Here is a 15,668-nt window from a genome sequence, read left to right on the forward strand (position 1 = left end):
TTCGATTAAAACGGAGGAGTCCAAAAAGATAAGCTCACTGGAGGTACCAGTCCTCTTCATTGACATCCCCTTTGAATTTGCCAAGGTACTTGGAAAGAACAGCTCTGCTCAGCCCTTTCCTTATCTCCCGCTCAAGTATAATCTTTATCTTCCGTTCAATGAGGCGCTCCATTCCAGAGGGAACTTTCACAACTATCTCGCCCATTGTATCACCGCGCTATAGTTTAGCATTGAGATAACTTAGGTGTTTAGTTTGCCAATAATGTTGTTTAGGCTCCTTCTAAAGTTTTTATCTGCCTTAAATATTGCACCCGTTTTTACATAATCCATGTTGTACGCAACTATAAAGAGCTTCCTCTCATCGAAAAATTCAAACTCTAACGGTTTGTCTGGAAGCCCTTGATTGTAAGTTGAGCTGGAAGGAATTACAATGACGGCAGGAGGTTTTGAGTCATTTTCGTGACTGGTCTTATAACCCCAAATCCGTGAATAGACATAAAGCTGGCGTAACATATCCGAGCTGGGGATTCTCTCTTTGAGCTCTCTGTATTTTGCATCAAGAACTACAACAGGAGTGTTACCTTTTCTAACAACGTAATCAGGCTTTTGGGAGCTTCCATTCTGATTTTTTAAAAATGGATAAGATTCTTGGTAGAACAATTTGTATTCCGGCGGAAGGTTTCTCACGAGAACTCTCTCAATAAACCTCTCAAACAGCTTGTTCATGTCAACAAAGAACCCGCTAACTTCCCGACTCCTTCCTTTTCCGCTTGCAGGCATAAACAAAAGTTTAGCCAGCTCAAAGGGCCTCCTAAACCTCTCATTGAGCCTTGTAAAATGAACGCGTTCAAAGTGCTCTGTCCTAAGGTGTATAGGCGTAATACCGTCAAAGGCCAGCATCAGCTCACCGAGGAGCTTTCTGTTTAGGCCCCATGTTGTTCTTCTGAGTGCTTCTCTAACCGATGCATAGAAAATCCTGTTGAGCAGATTATCCTCAATGAGCTCATGGACTTCAACGCTAAAGGTGTTTAGCTGGTGGGGAAGCTTTCGTATCTGTCTGCTCATCAGTAGTTTTCCCCGAAGAAACTTCTCTTCCCTGTGAACTTCAACGTATTCCCGATGGTATCCCCTTTGAACCTCACTCCAGAGGCTTTTAGCGAACAAATAAATAAAAACTTCGTAAAGGTTCGGCCGGAGGTTTCTTCCTTGAAGATAAGCTAAGTCGTGGTCTTTGATTTTTAGTCCATAGGCCATGTCAAGCATTCGTATAAAAGCCAGAATGGGCTCCCAAGTATCTTCCTGTGTCTCTTGTGTTTGCTCTTTCTTTGGCTTGAAGACCTTTGGAAGAATTTGAAGGAAAACGTTGTCAACGGCGGCGAAGCCGACGTAGTGTCGTGCTTTAATCTTGTTGGCATAGACCTCTACTACGCCTTTGCTCTCGTCTATTGTATCCTCAGTATCTGAATTATCTTCTGATCTGTCCAGCTTTTTAAAATCCTTCTTAAATTGCTTGTTCAACTTGATGAGAGCGTCTTGAATAGCCTTTTTGTCTCCTGCAATATCCCTGTACCTCTTTTCATCATGTTCGTAGAGTGTTATTGTCGTTAGTCTTGGCATGCGAATCAGTCCCCTTCAGTTTGGGACTGGGTGTTCTCTGGGGAGTTTTCCTCGTTAGTTGTTGCTCCTCCCTCTTGAGATGGAGTGTTCTTACTGATTATTCTCTTTAAAGCCCCAATAAAGGCGTCTCCTTCGAGAACTTTTAATTGATATGCTTCTTCTCCGTTTGGTCCAGTAAGCCTTAACTTCTCGAAGAACACGTTTCCATGCTCTTTGCCTTTCTCGTTCAGCACCCACTTTATTGTCTCCCAGTCGTTGTAGAAGTACTCCATGAGAAGAGGGAGCACTTCATAGTACCAGACGTGGTGGAGGTCTTCAACAGTTTCTACATTTAGGAAGTAGCTGTGGCCTATCCTGTGGTCGCGGTCTTTAACGACAGTAATGCGAACGTTAATCTTCTCGAGAAGAGTTTTGAGAAAGTAGTTATCATTACCCAGTTTACTAAATAGCTCGTTTAGTTTTTCGTTTAGCCTTTTTCTATCCTCTGTCTTTAGCTTCTTTTCTCTAATTTTCTTCAGGTTTTCTTTTTCGAGAAATTCTGGTCTTGGCTCAACCTCAATAAACGCAAACCTCCTCCTCAACGCAACGTCAAGCAGGGCAATGCTTCTATCGGCAGTGTTCATCGTGCCGATGATGTAAAGGTTTGGCGGAACCGCGAAAGGTTCCCCCGAGTATGGCAACCTAACTATAAGCTGGTTCTCACCGCCCAAGCGCTTGTCCTTTTCGAGGAGCGTTATCAGCTCGCCGAAGATTTTGCTGATGTTTCCGCGGTTGATTTCGTCGATTATAAGGTAGAACTTGGGGGTGAGATTCTTTAGTTTGTCTTTTGGAAGTCCCCCCACCAGTTCCCAGAGGTATCTTTTGAGCCGCAAATACTCCTCGTATTCTGTAGGGGATAGTGGTTCTTTTTTGGTTAAAAGAATGTAGAGTCGGTGTATCTTGTCCTTACCAATTGTTGCGTCTTCCAGTTCGAAAAGTCCCTTTACAAGCGCTCTAAGGGCAATTTTCTTGAAGATTCCGTCCTCAACCACATAGCGAATTTTTTCTTCGTTATCTGTTCTTGGTCTGAACCCTTCAATGAACTCCTCATAACTGTATGACTGGTGGAAGGTTATGAACTCCCACTTATTTCCAGGCGTTTTTTCGTTAGTCTCCTCAACGACATATTTTCGCGCTATCCAGGTTTTTCCAGTTCCTGGTGGGCCGTAGAGGATTACTTGGCCTTTTTTATTTAGTAACATGTCAACTCTAAAATAATCTTCTTTTATATTGTGGCCTGCACTTTCGTTCATAGAGTCACTCTCCTTTAAAATACCTCTTTTTTTTAAAATGTTTTTTAGAATGTCATATACACCCGACATGCGTTCTGGCTTAACATATCCAGCTATCGGAAAATAATCGGGGTTATATCCCAGTTTGCTGTTTATCTCATTGATTGAATGATGTAATTTCTCCGGTTTTTTCTTGAAGAACATCAAGAACCGAAAGTTTTCTCCTTTTCTCCAGAAGTCATTGAGAAAACTAACATCGTTTTCGGAAATCTCTACGGTTTCACAGATAATTCCGAGGTATACTGCAGTTTCTTGGTTCAGATCAACTTTATTTCGACTAATACGCTTGCCTACATAAAATAGCACCATGTCGCCTTTATCAATCTTTTTCTCGTAGATTGTCTCTTTTGATCTGCCCCAGAAATAACAAACATCAGAACAGCAATTGTCCAAGATATCGGGGCCAATTTGGCCTTCCAGCTCATTTCGTTTCACTCCTTTTAGGATCGTCTCCTCAAAATTCTCATACTCGTCAGTTCCTGTTCCAATCCCAATTATGAATAACTGGTTTTCCATTGTAGTGTCCCCAAGTATTTTAAGAATGAAAATTTAAAAACTTCACTTCTTCCTCTTCCGTATCCTGATGTTGGCTATGTCGCCGAGGGTCGGCTCGTAGTCCTTCGGAATCGTCTTCTTCTCCTTAAACTCCTCCTCGACGCGCTCGATGAGCGTAATCTTGAAGTAGCGCTCGAGCTTCTTGGCCTCCTTAATCGTTGGCTCGCGGTAGCCGTGCGCTATGGCCCTCAAATCGTTCACCGAAAGCCCAATCTCATGGGACAGCTCCTCGTAGCTCTTACCGCTCCTCTGTATGGCCCTGTAAACCCTCTCGGCGAAGTCCTCGACTATCTCCTCGGTGTAAAGCGGTCTCTCACGGTAGGGCTTTGGCTCCCTCTTCGGCCTCGGTGCTGAGACGGGCCTTCTCCTCGGCTCCCTTCCTGTGGGCATTATGCTGAAGCCGGACTTCTTTCGGCCGTACTTCTCGTAACAGCGGTCGCAGACGAGAACCTCGGCACCTTCGAGCCTTATCCTGTGGCCCGGGCCCCTTATGGGTGCACCACAAATCTCGCAGTAGCGCGGCTTGGCCTTGCTCATAGCTACCACCTTCTCTACCGCTCAAAGCTCGGAGTCAGGCTTTTTAAACCCGACGATGAGGATATCAATGATGACGAAAGTAAAGATAGAGAAACTCCAAAAGCTCGACCAGGAAACCCTTGAGAGGCTGATAGAGATTTACATGAACGCCTACGAGGGAATGCGCGAGTACGGCGGGGAAGGGGAGAGCTACGCGAAGCGCTACCTGAGGTGGTGCTGGAGCAAAGCTAAGGACGGCTTCTTCGTCGCCAAAATCGGCGACAAGATAGTCGGCTTCATCGTCTGCGACGACGATTGGTACAGCAGGTACGAGGGGAGAACCGTCGGGGCCATACACGAGTTCGCGGTGGACAAAAGCTACCAGGGGCATGGGATAGGGCGGAAGCTCATGGAGAAGTGCCTTGAATACCTCGGCGGAAAAGATATTGAGCTCTGGGTCGGTGAGAAGAACGAGCGGGCGAAGAGGTTTTACGAGGAGTACGGTTTCAGAGAGGTCGGAAAGCACGGCATCTGGGTGAGGATGGTTAGAAGGAAAAGGTGATAAGTGAGAAGGAAAAGTTGTTTTATCGGTGGTTGCAATGCCGTGCATTCATCCGCCAAGTCCCGACAAGGTGAGGAACATGAAGGAAGAGAGCTTCATAAGGGAAGGAAAGGGAAAGCTGAAGGTCACAATAGAGGGGAGCGAGACCCTCGAAACTACGATGAGCGGAAGGCTGAAGAGCGTTGAGGAAGTTGCCGAGATGCTCGGCGTCGAGGCCAAGAACGGGAAGATAGACGCGGTGGTTGATGGAGTGAAGGTTCGGATGGAGAAAGGGAAGCTCGAGCTTGAGTTTGAGAGCGGGGACAGGATGAGGATTGAGAGGGCTTAGCTTTCAATTATTATTGCGTCTCCCAAGAGCCGAAAATGGTAGTCGGTCGTAACTACGAGCGCTCCATACCTCTTAGCAGTTTTGGAGATAATGCAATCTGCGAGTGAAACGTGCTTGTTTTTGTTCTTTCTGCGTATTTCTGCGTGCAGTTTCCCCGCGTTGATTGCCACTTCTTTATCTAAGGGGACGACCAAACCCATGTCGGCTATCGTCTTCACTATGCTCAAATCGACCCCGTTTCTCTCCAAGAAACTACTAAGTTCTGCCAGAACAAGCGTCGGAATAATTACCAGCTCAGATTCGTTGAGAATCTCAAGAACAGCTTTTCCCTTCTCAGTACCTTTAATCAGCTCCACGAGAGCGGAAGTGTCAGGAATCACTATCATATCCTCACGTCCACCCTGTCTTCTTCTCTGAACTCGGGGAGCTCCTTAGCTATCCCAAAGAGCTTTTCCCAGTTCTTTTTCCGCCCTCTTCCCTCAAGAAGTCTCTTCAATTCATCTCCGCTGATAGGAACTTTAACCTCTATAGTCATGTCCTCACCCAAACGAGAATTGGGAAAAAAGATAGATAAAAATTTCCATCACTTCAAAACGGGCCTGAACTTGTAGGCGTAGAGGATTATACCGTCCTCCTCGAACTCCCTGACCTTTCTGGTTACCGCCTCGACCTCCATGCCCTCGTGGATTTCCTCTGGCTCGACGTCGGTGAGCTGGGCAAGAACCACAGGCCCTTCCTCAAGCTGAACGAGGGCAAGTGGATACGGCTTGTAGTACTCGAACCCGCTCGGCGGGTTTCTCACTATCGTCCAGGTGAGCACCTTGCCCTTTCCGCTGAACTCGTACTCCTCGACGTTCCTTGAACCGCAGACAGGGCAGACCGAGCGGTATGGGAAGAAGACGTGGCCGTTCTCACATTTGCCTCCTATGAGTCTGTACTTCTCACGGAAGTGCCTCCAGTAGCGGGAAATCTGCATCGGACGGGCCATTTTCACACCCTCCTGAGGATGTTAACGGTTATGTTCGAGCCGGTTCCTCCGATGTTCTGGGTCAGGCCGACCTCGGCGTCGGGAACCTGATTCGGCGCCTCACCGCGGAGCTGGAGAACAGCCTCGACCGTCTGGTAGACTCCAGTAGCTCCGACCGGGTGGCCCCTTGATTTGAGTCCGCCCATAGTCTGTATCGGATAATCGCCGTCAATCGCTATCTGTCCCTCCCTGGCAAGCTTCGCTCCTTCTCCTTTCTTCGCGACGCCGAGGGCTTCCAAGCTGAGCGCGGCCATAATCGTGAAGGCGTCGTGAACCTCGAAGAAGTCGATGTCCTTTGGCTCAACTCCCGCCATCTTGTAAGCTTTCTCTGCTGCTATCTTCGCCGCTTTAAGGGTGAGCAGGTCCTCCCTGTTGGCGAGGTTTATGGTGTCTATGGCGCGCGCCATTCCAGCAACTTCAACCCACTTCTCTTTTGGAACGCCGAGCTCTTTCGCCTTCTCGGGGGTGGTTATTATCACGGCCGCCGCACCGTCGCAGACCGGCGAGGCGTCGAAGAGCTTGAGCGGGTCGGCTATGTAGGGGCTCTTGAGGACGGTCTCAACCTTGATTGGCTTCTTGAACATTGCGTAGGGGTTTTTAGCTCCGTTGGCGTGGGCGTTTACGGCGAATAGTGCCAAATCCTCCTCGGTGTAGCCGTAGGTCTTCATGTAGTGTCTCATAATAAGTGCGTTGAGAGCAACGAAGCTGGCCCCGTGGAAGAGCTCCCACTCGGCATCGGCCGCGTAGGCCAGGTATCTGGTAGCGTCGCTCGGCCAGGCGTCGGTCATCTTCTCGACGCCGACGACGGCGACAACGTCTTCCAGCCCGCTGAGAACGGCCTTAACGCCCTCCTGAACGGCGGCACCCCCCGAGGCACACGCCGCCTCGATCTTAACGGCGGGGATGTTCCCGAGACCGGCCCAGTCAGCTATGAGCGCGCCGAGGTTTTCCTGCTCTACAAAGGAGCCAGAGGCCATGTTGCCGACGTAGAGAGAGTCAACCTTATCGACGCCTGCATCCTCCATCGCGTTGAGCAGAGCTTCAACGGCCAAATCACGGAGGGCAAGCTTCCAGTGCTCACCAACGGGGGTCATGCCCGCACCGATTATGACGGCCTTCCTCATCTCAACCACCTCACAGGATGTACTTCCTCCTCGCTTTGGCGTAGAGGGCGTAGTCTATGTACTTCTTCCTCTCGACGTAGTCCTTGACCTTCGGCGCCAGGTTCCTCTTCTCCTCTATTGCATCCTGGACAACAACGCTGAAGGCGTCGCTTCCGGCCCCGGAACCGAAGGAAACCCACAAAATCCTGTCTCCGGGCTTGGCTATGTCAAGAACTGCAGAGACTCCAACCATCGTCGCACCGCTGTAGGTGTTTCCGATGGTTCCAGAGAGAAGTCCGGGAAGAACCTTTTCCTTCGGGATTCCGAGGATTTTGGCAACGGTGAGCGGGAACTTGACGTTGGGCTGGTGAAAGACCGCGTAGTCGAAGTCGTTGACGGTAAGACCCAACTCTTCCATAAGCGTTTTTGCCGCGTTGATTATGTGGTGGAAGTAGGCCGGCTCGCCTGTAAAGCGGTTTCCGTGCCTCGGGTAGTGCTCGTGTTGCCTTCTCCAGAAGTCTGGCGTGTCCGTAACGTAGGAGTAGCTTCCCTCGAAGTAGGCAACTGTTTCAGAGCTCTTCGGGCCGACTATGAACGCCGCACCGCCGGCTCCGGCGGTGAATTCAAGGTGGTCGCCGGGCCTTCCCTGTGCTGTGTCAGCTCCGATTGCCATCGCGTAGTCGGCCATCTCTGAACCTACAAAGCCGATGGCAGTCTGCAGTGCCTCGGTTCCGGCCTTACAAGCGAACTCGAAGTCGGCGGTGCTGACGTCTGGCGTTGCCCCGATTGCCTCGGCTATGACAGTTCCAGTCGGCTTCACCGCGTAGGGCTTGCTCTCGCTACCAAACCACACGGCCCTTATGAGCTTGGGATCAATGCCTGCCCTCTTGAGGGCGTTTCTGGCAGCTTCAAGGCCTATGGTGAGCGCGTCTTCGTCAAGTCCCGGGACGGCCTTCTCCTCGATTGGAAAGCTCGAAACGCCCCAAACGCGTCCTATCTCCTCAGCCTTGATTCTATACATCGGAACGTAGGCACCGTAGCCGACGATGCCCACTTCCCTCTTCGGCTTCAGAAGTTTCCTCATGGGCACCACCCACAAACGCTTGAACGGAACTTCGCCTGAGGTTGAGCCCGGCCTTATAAAAGCCTTTCGGTAAAAGTAAAAGGAGTTTTCGGCAATCAGCGATAGAAACCGCTATATACTACTGGATAAAATTAAAACTGGTGATTGCATGAAGTACGAAATTAAACACCGGCCGAGCTTCTCGGTGCTTGAGGTTGAGCTCAACACTGGAGAGAGCATTCAGGCCGAGAGCGGGGCCATGGTTTACATGAGTCCCACGATAAAGCTCGAGACGAAAGCAAAAGGTGGTATTTTTGGGGCGCTGAAGCGCTCAATGCTTGGAGGCGAGAGCTTCTTCATAAACACGTTCCGTGCCGAAGGAGGACCCGGAACCGTAGGGCTTGCCCCACCGTATCCTGGGGACATAGAGGCCTTTGAGCTCGATGGAACGCTTTACGCGCAGAGCGGTGCCTTTCTTGCAAGCAGTGGGGAGATAGACATAGACACGAAATGGGGAGGGGCAAAAACGTTCTTTGGCAGGGAAGGACTGTTCCTGCTCAAGATGAGCGGAAGGGGCACGGTGTTCCTCTCAAGCTTCGGGGCCATAGTCAGAAAGGAACTTCACAACGAGCGCTTTATCATAGACACAGGACACCTCGTGGCCTTCAGCGAGGGTCTGGACTTTACAGTGAAGCGGGTCGGCGGACTGAAGAGCACTCTCCTCAGCGGAGAAGGGCTTGTTGCCGAATTCTATGGCACCGGAACTCTGTACATACAGACGAGGAGTATGGATGGTTTCCTGAGCTGGATAATCCCGCACCTACCAAAAAGGGGTTGATGCCCCGATTTCCTTTTTCAAAATTTAAAGGGCCTAAAAGTTCAAAAAGAAAGTCTCAAGGCTTTCTAACGACGAAGAGAGCGTGGTCCTTCTCGTAGGGCTCGAGCGAAAGCCTCTCAACGACCTCGAAGTAGCTCGCGAGTTCCCTCTCGACCTCCTTGAAGACCTCCTCGGGCTCCTTGGTGACGTCGATGCTCCTGCTCTTGACAGAAATCATTCCGTAGCCACCGCTCTTGAGGAACACCTTGGCGTTGTCTATGAGGATTTTCGCCTGAGTCGGCTGGGCGACGTCCTCGAAGATGACGTCAACCTTCGGAACGAGTGCGCGGTAACCTTCGGGCTTGGTAGCGTCGCCGAGTATCGGGACGATGTTCCTCCTCTCCTCGACTATTGGAACGAGCTCCCTGAGAACCCTCGGCGAGAACTCGACGCCGAATATCTTGCCCTCCCAGCCGACGATGTCGCTGACGTGGGAAGCGGTGGTTCCGCTCGCTATTCCAAGGTAGAGCACCGTTGAGCCGGGCTTAATCGGGAAGTTCTTGAGGCCGTTGAGTATCGCCGCTCCAAGCTTTGATCTGCTTGGATTCCAAATCCTGTACTCCTCGCCCTCGAACTTGATAACTCTCTCCCCATAAACCCTCTGGCCGGGAACGAGGTTCTTGGTTGCAATCTTCTCGCTCCCGTCGTCATCGATGACGATGTAAACGCCCGGGAACCTGTGCTTCTTAACCTTCATCTACCTCACCTCTTGCCCTTCTTTTTCTTCTTACCCTTCTTATCGGGCTTGCCTTTACCCTTCTTCTCCTTCCTGCCCTTTTCGTGCTTCTTGCCCTTCTTTTCCTTGCCCTTGAACTTCTTCTTTTTCTTCTTCTCCGGCTTGGCCTTCCTCTTGGGCGGGTTCGGGTACTTCTCCTTGATTTCCTTGATTCTCTGCTCGAGCTCCTTCTTCAGCTCCTCACCGATGTATTCACCAGAGAAGTAGTCAACGCGAGCCGCTATGGCCAGCTTTCCAGCTAAAGCCCTCGCAATCTTACCCCTCTGCCACCAGGGCGAGCGGTTTATTGCAGGGTACTGGAAGATGACGCCGTGCTTTGGCGGCTTGGCGCCCGTCCTTAGGTGCCTGAAGAGGGCCTTCTCGGCTCCAAGAACCTGTATCGTTGAAGCGGGCATCATGGCGAGCTCCTTAAGGCCTCCAGCGAGGCTCATCAAGCGAGCGGCAAGCTTCGCACCGACCAGAGCCTTCAGGTTTGGAGCCACCTCGTCCATCGCCGTCTCAAGGTAGTCCTCAATCTGCTCCCTCAGCTTGTAGAGGTCACTTATCTCGCTGGCGAGCTTCCTTATGATTTCGCTGTCGAACTTACCGAGCGGTGCTCCCATCGACTTCTCGGCCGCTTTGAGGATCTTCTTAATCTTGCCCTCGGAGAAGCCGAGCTTTTCAAGCTTCTCCCTGCTCACGTTCTCCCTCGGGCCAATTTCCTTAACGAAAGTCACATACTGCGGGTGCTTGGGCAGGATTTCGTCCAGTTCGGGGAAGTGGAGGCCGTACCACTCCCTCAGCCTCGAAACGAGCAGGTTAATGACCTTGTCGATGTCATCGAGCGCCTCGATGGCCTGTATAATCATCTTGTCGCGCGCACCGCTCTGCTCCTGTATGCGGAGCCTCGTTAATGCAACGCCAACGGTGTAGTACTCGTCAAACCAGTTCTCGCCGAGGAACTCCTCTGGACTTGAGCGCAACTTTTCTCCCGCAAGGTTCGGGAACTCAGCTGTTGCGTTGTAGCCGAGCTCCTTGAGCTTTCTGCTCAGCTCGGTGTCCTCCACGATGAACTCTTCGTACCCCTCTCCTTTCAGCTCGTCGAGGAGGGCACTCAGCTCGTCGCTCGGTTCTCCCTTCAAAAGCCTGTCGAGGCTTGTCTCTGGCTTTCCGCTGAAGGGTTTGCTCGCGATGAGCTTCCCGCTCTCGTCGAAGGCGTAAACGCCCCTGACATTCTCGGCAATGTAAACCCTCACACTACCACCTCCGGATCATATTGGGCTCCCTCTATAAAAAGATTTCATGCCTCCAAAGGTCTATAAACCCAGTGATTGAGTGATGGTTGGTGTTAGGGATGGGTGCCGGTAGGAAGTTCATAGTCAAAACGCAGAGGGGCATGGAAAGCGTTGCGGCCAACTACATCTCCGAGCTGCTGCCTAAAGCGGAGGTTTGGGCATCGCCGATGGGATATTCTGGCCTTGTACTTGTGGAAAGCTCGGATGAGGATGCTCTTGAGAAGATACTCCAGATCCCTGAAGTGGAGCGCGTTATTCCGGTGATCGTCGAGACTGAAGCAAGTCTTGAGAAGATAGCGGAGAGTGCGGAAAAACTGGCTGACTTTATCGATGAAAACGAAACCTACGCCGTGAAGACCAAGAGACGGGGAAAGCATGACTTTTCGAGCATCGATGTCAATAGGGTTCTTGGGGCTAAAATCAAGGAGCTCACTAACGCCGACGTCAATCTGAGCTGGCCCGATAAGGTTGTTCAAGTGGAAATAATCGGGGATAGGGCTTACATCTCTGTAATCCCCGGGGAGGAGTTCAGAAAGTATACTCCTGACAAGATAGATGCAAGAAAGCTTTTCAAGAAGCTCACGATCGTTCAGATGCCCTACTGGGGTGATTACAAAGCATGTAGGCTGTTCGGGGAGAAAATCGGAAGGGCCGCCCAGGCTTTCGAGGTCAAGGAGTTAATCATAGCTCCCAAAGAAAGGATGGATGCCTACGAGCTCATGGAATTTATCAGGGGAGTAAAGATCGGACAGGAAAGCCGCTATCAGATCCAGAGGGATGCCTATCCCTGGAATGTTGAAAAGGTTCCCGTTACAGTCTGGGATCTCTACCAAGTGGTCAGGGATAAGAGGCGTAAGAAGAGGCTGTTGATAATAACCGATCCCAAGGGCCCGACTCTGGCAGAGGTTAAGGACAAGCTGGCGAAAGATCTTCACTACGCCAAAGAGGTTGTCGTGTTCATAGGTTCGAGGGAGGGCATCCCTAAGGGACTCTTCCGCTTTGCCGATTACGTTGTTGATCTGGCCCCGTACATGACCTTTGCAACGGAGCATGGAATACCCGCGGCTCTGGTCTCACTGTGGGAGGTTTATGAAGAGTTCCTCAGAGGGGGAGAGAAAGGGGAGTGATTTGGCGTCAGACCCTAAGGTCGTCCTCACAGTTCGGGAATCCGCCGTAGTCATCATCCGCCCAGTGTGTAGAAGACGAGCGCCCCTATTAAACCTCCAATCAGGGAAGCTAGAAAATTGGTGCCGTTGTTGTCGAGGAGCCCCTTGTTTTCGAGGGTAGCCCCAATGAAGCTGTCGGCGTTTATCCCGAGGAAGCCCCCTGTCAGAACAGCAAGGGTCATGGTGAGGTCGTACTTCGTGAGGGGTAGGGCAAAGGGGACAATCACCAGAACACCAAGGAGCGCGAAGAGCTCTCCAGCGAGGGAAATACCTCCGTTCGTGCCGGGTTTTACAGGCTTTAGGTTTGTTATGAGCCTGGGCCTCTTCCCATAAACTTTCCCCAGCTCGCTGGCCAGCGTATCACCGTTGACCGTTGCTATGGCCGAAAACGTAGCCGCCCAGAACACGTCCTGCCTTGTGATTGCTTCTACAATGAGAAACACCACAACCGCCAGCCCGTTTCCTAGAACGTTTCCAACGCTCCTCGTCCTCTCCTCAATTGAGGAGAACCCTTTCTTAACTTTCTCGTTAAAGCGATACTTTGTTGTAGCGGTTCCGAACACCAGAAACACGAGGAGCGCGAGGAACGTGTAAACGCCTCCCAGATAGATCACAAGGATACCAAGAAGGACTGAGGCCAGGGTTCCTGCTAGGTCGAGTGCCTTTGCCCGGTACGCAATCACACCTAGGAGTGGCACGATGAGGCCGATGATGAGCGTTGTGAACGATGGATCGTGCATGTCCCGAACCCCCTGATTTTAGTGGTGTTTTCTGTGCCCTATCGTGGCAGGTTGTTTATTACTCTTTCCCTCGACTATCGGCGAGAATTAAAAAGAATCGAGTCAAAAAGTCTGGAACTTGCAGGTCTCAGTTATGAAGGTTATGTCCACATGATCAATATCCTCAATGTCGCTCGTGATGGATTCTATAATCGACTGAATCTCCCTCATGTCCTTCGGGGCTATTACGTGAACGACGAGGTTGTGAGTACCCAAGGCCTTCTGGATGATCTTGACATATTCCTTTTCTTTGAGGTTTTGAATTATGGAGTCGGTTTTCGCACCAGGTTTTAGTGTTATTCCAAGGATTATATACGAGTATCCCAAGCTCTCGTAGTCCGGTAGAATGGTGTACTTCTGTATTATCCCCATTCTCTCGAGTTTGTCCATCCTCCTGGAGATCCTTTGTCGCGTTGTTCCTATTGCCTCCGCAAGCTCTTTGTACGTCATTCTTGCGTTTTCTGAGAGGAGATGAACGATCCTAAGATCGATGGAGTCTATTTTAACTTTCCTTGGCATCCTAACACCTCCGGTGTGTACAGTTTCCCTATTCCCTTAGAGGTTATAAGATTTTCGGAAAATTTTCAACATTTTGTGATGGGGCTATGGGTTGTAGTTCTTAATGGTACATTTTATGGCCATTTATCCCGCTAATTGGGGGATTGAATATCACATGATGTTATGAAATTACCGTGTTATTATTTTAATGCAATGATATTTTATGGTGATATTACTCATTAAAATGTAAATGCTCACGGCCCCAATAAAAAGAAACGCTCAGGATTTATGGAGGGGCAGGGCACTTCTTATCCTGCTCAAAAGTTCTCTCTTTTTCTCAGAGTCTTCGAGCGCTATCTCCAGTACTTCGTCGATTGTCTCAACTGGGATTATCCTTATCTTCTTGGCCTTGTCAGGGCTCAGGAAAACGTCCTTCTCGTTGGCCTTGGGAATTATGACCGTCTTTATACCCGCCTCAATGGCCGCCTCAATCTTGGGTGTAGCGCCGCCGATGGGCAGGACCTCGCCCCGAACGCTGAGCGAGCCAGTCATCGCCACGTCCTGCCGTATCGGAATGTCCTCAAGGGCCGAGATAACGGCTGTGGCGACGCTTATGCTCGCCGAATCACCCTCAACACCCTCGTAGGTCTGGAGGAACTGGACGTGAATGTCGTAGCGGCTTATGTCCTCGCCCTTATAGCGCTTGATTATGGCTGAGACGTTCTGAATTGCCTCCTTCGCTATCTCGCCGAGCTTTCCCGTGACGATTATCTTCCCTTCCTCCTTGCTTGCGGCAGGTGCAACGACAGCTTCAATGGGGAGGACTATGCCGCTCTGTTCCCCTATAACAGCTAGGCCGTTCACCCTGCCTATCTCGCCGCCTTCCGTCTTTATGACCTGATACTCCTTCTTGTTCTCTATGTACCAGTCGGCGAGCTGCTTTTCGAGGGGCTTTGCCATCTTCATGGCCTCAAGGACGTCCTCCCTCTCCACGTACTTCTTGCCCTTCTTCACCGCTATGTCTCCGGCTGCCCTCACGATACCACCGAGATCACGGAGGCGTAGGGTCAAGTGGCCCTTCCTGCCCGCCCTCTTCTGGGCCTCCCTTACGATTTCCTCAACGGCTTCCCTCGTGAAGTGTGGAATCTTGCCGTCGCGCTTTACCTCCTGGGCGACGAACTGGACGAGCTTTCTGCGGTTCTCTATGGTGTCTGGCATCGTCGTCCTCATATAAACCTCGTAACCGTAGCCCCTAATCCTCGAGCGAAGAGCCGGGTGCATCTTGTCAACGGTGTCGAGGTTTCCAGCGGCGACGAGTATGAAGTCACAGGGAACCGGCTCCGTCCTGACCATCGCACCGCTCGAGAGCTCGCTCTGGCCGGTGATCGGGAACTTCTTCTCCTGCATCGCGGTGAGGAGGCTCTGCTGCATTTTGAGGGAGAGGGTTGCTATCTCGTCTATGAACAGGACACCCTTGTGGGCGCGGTGTATCATCCCTGGCTCAACGCGCTCGTGGGCGGGAGTGCCGAGGCCACCGGACTGGAACGGGTCATGTCTCACATCACCGAGCAGTGCTCCCGCGTGTGCCCCCGTTGCGTCCACGAACGGCGCTTTAGTCCTTCCGCAGTTGTCGACGAGGAGCTTGGGCACGAGAACGCTCGTTTTCAGCCTCATGTTTGAAAGGACCATTATCGTGAGGATTATTACGAAGAGCCCCATGAGGAAGTTCTGAGTGCTGTACTGCATCATGACGGCCATCATGACCATGAAGACTATCGCGAGCAGGAGGTAGGATTTTATGTTCTCCTGATTCTTGGCCTTTTCCCGGTACTTCTGCACTATCCTTCTTCCCTGACATGCCGGAACCGTCTTGATCTTGGGCATGTTCTCGTCTTCGGGGTTTGGAAAGACTAGTATATCCTCAAGGTTCTCGGTAGGTAGCAGTTCGGCCATTGCCTGGCCGAGCATTGATTTTCCGGTTCCGGGCTCGCCTATTAGTAGGACGTGCCTTCTCTGGCCGGCAGCGGTCTTGATGACCTCGACGGCGTGTTCCTGACCGATGACCTGGTCTATGAGTCTTTCGGGGACTTTAATCTCCTCAGTCGTTTCAAATTCAATCCCAAGGTCGAGAGTCTCGCCGGTTTGGAGGGTTCTCTCCTCTCCCATGAGCATCCCCTTCTCTGCCTCTGGCAATGCTACCCCACGAGGCTTATAACTTTATCTTTAGAAGGGCAAA

General features: G+C 51.0%; 18 protein-coding genes. 4 read left to right on the forward strand and 14 right to left on the reverse strand.

Going from position 1 to position 15,668, the window contains the following annotated elements; genetic code table 11:
- Nucleotides 1-34: 34 nt before the first annotated feature.
- Genes TGAM_RS11210 through TGAM_RS02310 form a run of 4 tightly spaced genes read right to left on the reverse strand, consistent with a single transcriptional unit; the run spans nucleotide 35 to nucleotide 4,040 of the window.
- Nucleotides 35-205 carry a hypothetical protein gene (locus tag TGAM_RS11210; RefSeq protein WP_015858071.1) on the reverse strand — a complete coding sequence of 57 codons (171 nt, stop codon included), beginning with the start codon at nucleotides 203-205 and terminating at the stop codon, nucleotides 35-37.
- A 35-nt stretch (nucleotides 206-240) separates the two neighbouring features.
- Complete coding sequence (locus TGAM_RS02300) at nucleotides 241-1,617, reverse strand: McrC family protein (RefSeq protein ID WP_015858072.1); 1,377 nt, start codon at nucleotides 1,615-1,617, stop codon at nucleotides 241-243.
- 5 nt (nucleotides 1,618-1,622) lie between these two features.
- The gene (locus TGAM_RS02305; RefSeq protein WP_015858073.1) at nucleotides 1,623-3,464 is read right to left on the reverse strand and encodes an McrB family protein; all 1,842 of its coding nucleotides are present in this window, start codon (nucleotides 3,462-3,464) and stop codon (nucleotides 1,623-1,625) included.
- Between the two features lie 42 nt (nucleotides 3,465-3,506).
- Complete coding sequence (locus tag TGAM_RS02310) at nucleotides 3,507-4,040, reverse strand: multiprotein bridging factor aMBF1 (RefSeq protein WP_048811031.1); 534 nt, start codon at nucleotides 4,038-4,040, stop codon at nucleotides 3,507-3,509.
- A gap of 70 nt (nucleotides 4,041-4,110) precedes the next feature.
- Here TGAM_RS02310 and TGAM_RS02315 point away from each other — a divergent pair, with 70 nt between their 5' ends.
- Together TGAM_RS02315 and TGAM_RS02320 are read left to right on the forward strand one after the other, a co-directional pair.
- The gene (locus TGAM_RS02315; protein ID WP_048811389.1) at nucleotides 4,111-4,581 is read left to right on the forward strand and encodes a GNAT family N-acetyltransferase; all 471 of its coding nucleotides are present in this window, start codon (nucleotides 4,111-4,113) and stop codon (nucleotides 4,579-4,581) included.
- A gap of 37 nt (nucleotides 4,582-4,618) precedes the next feature.
- The gene (locus TGAM_RS02320; protein ID WP_048811032.1) at nucleotides 4,619-4,909 is read left to right on the forward strand and encodes a hypothetical protein; all 291 of its coding nucleotides are present in this window, start codon (nucleotides 4,619-4,621) and stop codon (nucleotides 4,907-4,909) included.
- On the opposite strand, the gene TGAM_RS02325 is transcribed toward TGAM_RS02320, so the two are convergent.
- From TGAM_RS02325 to TGAM_RS02340, 5 genes are read right to left on the reverse strand one after another with little or no spacing between them, the layout of a single operon-like run.
- On the reverse strand, nucleotides 4,906-5,295 hold the full coding sequence (locus TGAM_RS02325) for a PIN domain-containing protein (RefSeq protein WP_015858077.1): 390 nt from the start codon (nucleotides 5,293-5,295) through the stop codon (nucleotides 4,906-4,908). The genes TGAM_RS02320 and TGAM_RS02325 overlap by 4 nt on opposite strands.
- Nucleotides 5,292-5,456 (reverse strand): hypothetical protein, encoded by a 165-nt coding sequence (locus tag TGAM_RS11215; protein WP_015858078.1) that lies wholly within the window; start codon nucleotides 5,454-5,456, stop codon nucleotides 5,292-5,294. Before TGAM_RS11215 ends, TGAM_RS02325 begins: the two co-directional genes overlap by 4 nt.
- A 36-nt stretch (nucleotides 5,457-5,492) precedes the next feature.
- Entirely contained in the window at nucleotides 5,493-5,897 is a 405-nt protein-coding gene (locus TGAM_RS02330) for a Zn-ribbon domain-containing OB-fold protein (protein WP_015858079.1), read from the reverse strand.
- A 2-nt stretch (nucleotides 5,898-5,899) separates the two neighbouring features.
- Nucleotides 5,900-7,060: a thiolase domain-containing protein gene (locus TGAM_RS02335; protein ID WP_048811033.1), complete on the reverse strand. Its 1,161-nt coding sequence runs from the start codon at nucleotides 7,058-7,060 to the stop codon at nucleotides 5,900-5,902.
- Between the two features lie 10 nt (nucleotides 7,061-7,070).
- Complete coding sequence (locus tag TGAM_RS02340; protein WP_015858081.1) at nucleotides 7,071-8,123, reverse strand: hydroxymethylglutaryl-CoA synthase; 1,053 nt, start codon at nucleotides 8,121-8,123, stop codon at nucleotides 7,071-7,073.
- Nucleotides 8,124-8,271: 148 nt separating this feature from the next.
- Here TGAM_RS02340 and TGAM_RS02345 point away from each other — a divergent pair, with 148 nt between their 5' ends.
- Nucleotides 8,272-8,940 (forward strand): TIGR00266 family protein, encoded by a 669-nt coding sequence (locus tag TGAM_RS02345; protein WP_015858082.1) that lies wholly within the window; start codon nucleotides 8,272-8,274, stop codon nucleotides 8,938-8,940.
- Between the two features lie 55 nt (nucleotides 8,941-8,995).
- Here the strand turns inward: TGAM_RS02345 and TGAM_RS02350 are convergent, their stop codons facing one another.
- Nucleotides 8,996-9,676: a fibrillarin-like rRNA/tRNA 2'-O-methyltransferase gene (locus TGAM_RS02350; RefSeq protein ID WP_015858083.1), complete on the reverse strand. Its 681-nt coding sequence runs from the start codon at nucleotides 9,674-9,676 to the stop codon at nucleotides 8,996-8,998.
- A 5-nt stretch (nucleotides 9,677-9,681) separates the two neighbouring features.
- Complete coding sequence (locus tag TGAM_RS02355) at nucleotides 9,682-10,950, reverse strand: hypothetical protein (protein ID WP_015858084.1); 1,269 nt, start codon at nucleotides 10,948-10,950, stop codon at nucleotides 9,682-9,684.
- Between the two features lie 98 nt (nucleotides 10,951-11,048).
- Between TGAM_RS02355 and TGAM_RS02360 the strand changes: the two genes are divergently transcribed.
- On the forward strand, nucleotides 11,049-12,116 hold the full coding sequence (locus TGAM_RS02360) for an SPOUT family RNA methylase (protein ID WP_015858085.1): 1,068 nt from the start codon (nucleotides 11,049-11,051) through the stop codon (nucleotides 12,114-12,116).
- Nucleotides 12,117-12,169: 53 nt separating this feature from the next.
- Here the strand turns inward: TGAM_RS02360 and TGAM_RS02365 are convergent, their stop codons facing one another.
- The 3 genes from TGAM_RS02365 to lonB all read right to left on the reverse strand — a co-directional run bounded on the left by TGAM_RS02365 (nucleotide 12,170) and on the right by lonB (nucleotide 15,604).
- The gene (locus TGAM_RS02365; protein WP_015858086.1) at nucleotides 12,170-12,895 is read right to left on the reverse strand and encodes a DUF92 domain-containing protein; all 726 of its coding nucleotides are present in this window, start codon (nucleotides 12,893-12,895) and stop codon (nucleotides 12,170-12,172) included.
- Between the two features lie 102 nt (nucleotides 12,896-12,997).
- Entirely contained in the window at nucleotides 12,998-13,453 is a 456-nt protein-coding gene (locus TGAM_RS02370) for an Lrp/AsnC family transcriptional regulator (RefSeq protein WP_015858087.1), read from the reverse strand.
- Nucleotides 13,454-13,711: 258 nt separating this feature from the next.
- Entirely contained in the window at nucleotides 13,712-15,604 is a 1,893-nt protein-coding gene (lonB, locus tag TGAM_RS02375) for an ATP-dependent protease LonB (RefSeq protein WP_094745798.1), read from the reverse strand.
- Between the last annotated feature and the right edge of the window lie 64 nt (nucleotides 15,605-15,668).

The sequence above is a fragment of the Thermococcus gammatolerans EJ3 genome (assembly GCF_000022365.1).
Lineage (GTDB): Archaea > Methanobacteriota_B > Thermococci > Thermococcales > Thermococcaceae > Thermococcus > Thermococcus gammatolerans.

Excerpts from the sequence above, each read along its gene's own strand:
- TGAM_RS02370 (WP_015858087.1), bottom strand. The coding sequence starts at position 13,453 with ATGCCAAGGAAAGTTAAAATAGACTCCATCGATCTTAGGATCGTTCAT.
- TGAM_RS02345 (WP_015858082.1), top strand. The coding sequence starts at position 8,272 with ATGAAGTACGAAATTAAACACCGGCCGAGCTTCTCGGTGCTTGAGGTT.
- TGAM_RS02310 (WP_048811031.1), bottom strand. The coding sequence starts at position 4,040 with ATGAGCAAGGCCAAGCCGCGCTACTGCGAGATTTGTGGTGCACCCATA.
- TGAM_RS02300 (WP_015858072.1), bottom strand. The coding sequence starts at position 1,617 with ATGCCAAGACTAACGACAATAACACTCTACGAACATGATGAAAAGAGG.
- TGAM_RS02365 (WP_015858086.1), bottom strand. The coding sequence starts at position 12,895 with ATGCACGATCCATCGTTCACAACGCTCATCATCGGCCTCATCGTGCCA.
- TGAM_RS02340 (WP_015858081.1), bottom strand. The coding sequence starts at position 8,123 with ATGAGGAAACTTCTGAAGCCGAAGAGGGAAGTGGGCATCGTCGGCTAC.
- TGAM_RS02320 (WP_048811032.1), top strand. The coding sequence starts at position 4,619 with ATGCCGTGCATTCATCCGCCAAGTCCCGACAAGGTGAGGAACATGAAG.
- TGAM_RS02330 (WP_015858079.1), bottom strand. The coding sequence starts at position 5,897 with ATGGCCCGTCCGATGCAGATTTCCCGCTACTGGAGGCACTTCCGTGAG.
- TGAM_RS11210 (WP_015858071.1), bottom strand. The coding sequence starts at position 205 with ATGGGCGAGATAGTTGTGAAAGTTCCCTCTGGAATGGAGCGCCTCATT.
- TGAM_RS02335 (WP_048811033.1), bottom strand. The coding sequence starts at position 7,060 with ATGAGGAAGGCCGTCATAATCGGTGCGGGCATGACCCCCGTTGGTGAG.
- TGAM_RS02325 (WP_015858077.1), bottom strand. The coding sequence starts at position 5,295 with ATGATAGTGATTCCTGACACTTCCGCTCTCGTGGAGCTGATTAAAGGT.
- lonB (WP_094745798.1), bottom strand. The coding sequence starts at position 15,604 with ATGCTCATGGGAGAGGAGAGAACCCTCCAAACCGGCGAGACTCTCGAC.
- TGAM_RS02305 (WP_015858073.1), bottom strand. The coding sequence starts at position 3,464 with ATGGAAAACCAGTTATTCATAATTGGGATTGGAACAGGAACTGACGAG.
- TGAM_RS02315 (WP_048811389.1), top strand. The coding sequence starts at position 4,111 with ATGACGAAAGTAAAGATAGAGAAACTCCAAAAGCTCGACCAGGAAACC.
- TGAM_RS02360 (WP_015858085.1), top strand. The coding sequence starts at position 11,049 with ATGGGTGCCGGTAGGAAGTTCATAGTCAAAACGCAGAGGGGCATGGAA.
- TGAM_RS02350 (WP_015858083.1), bottom strand. The coding sequence starts at position 9,676 with ATGAAGGTTAAGAAGCACAGGTTCCCGGGCGTTTACATCGTCATCGAT.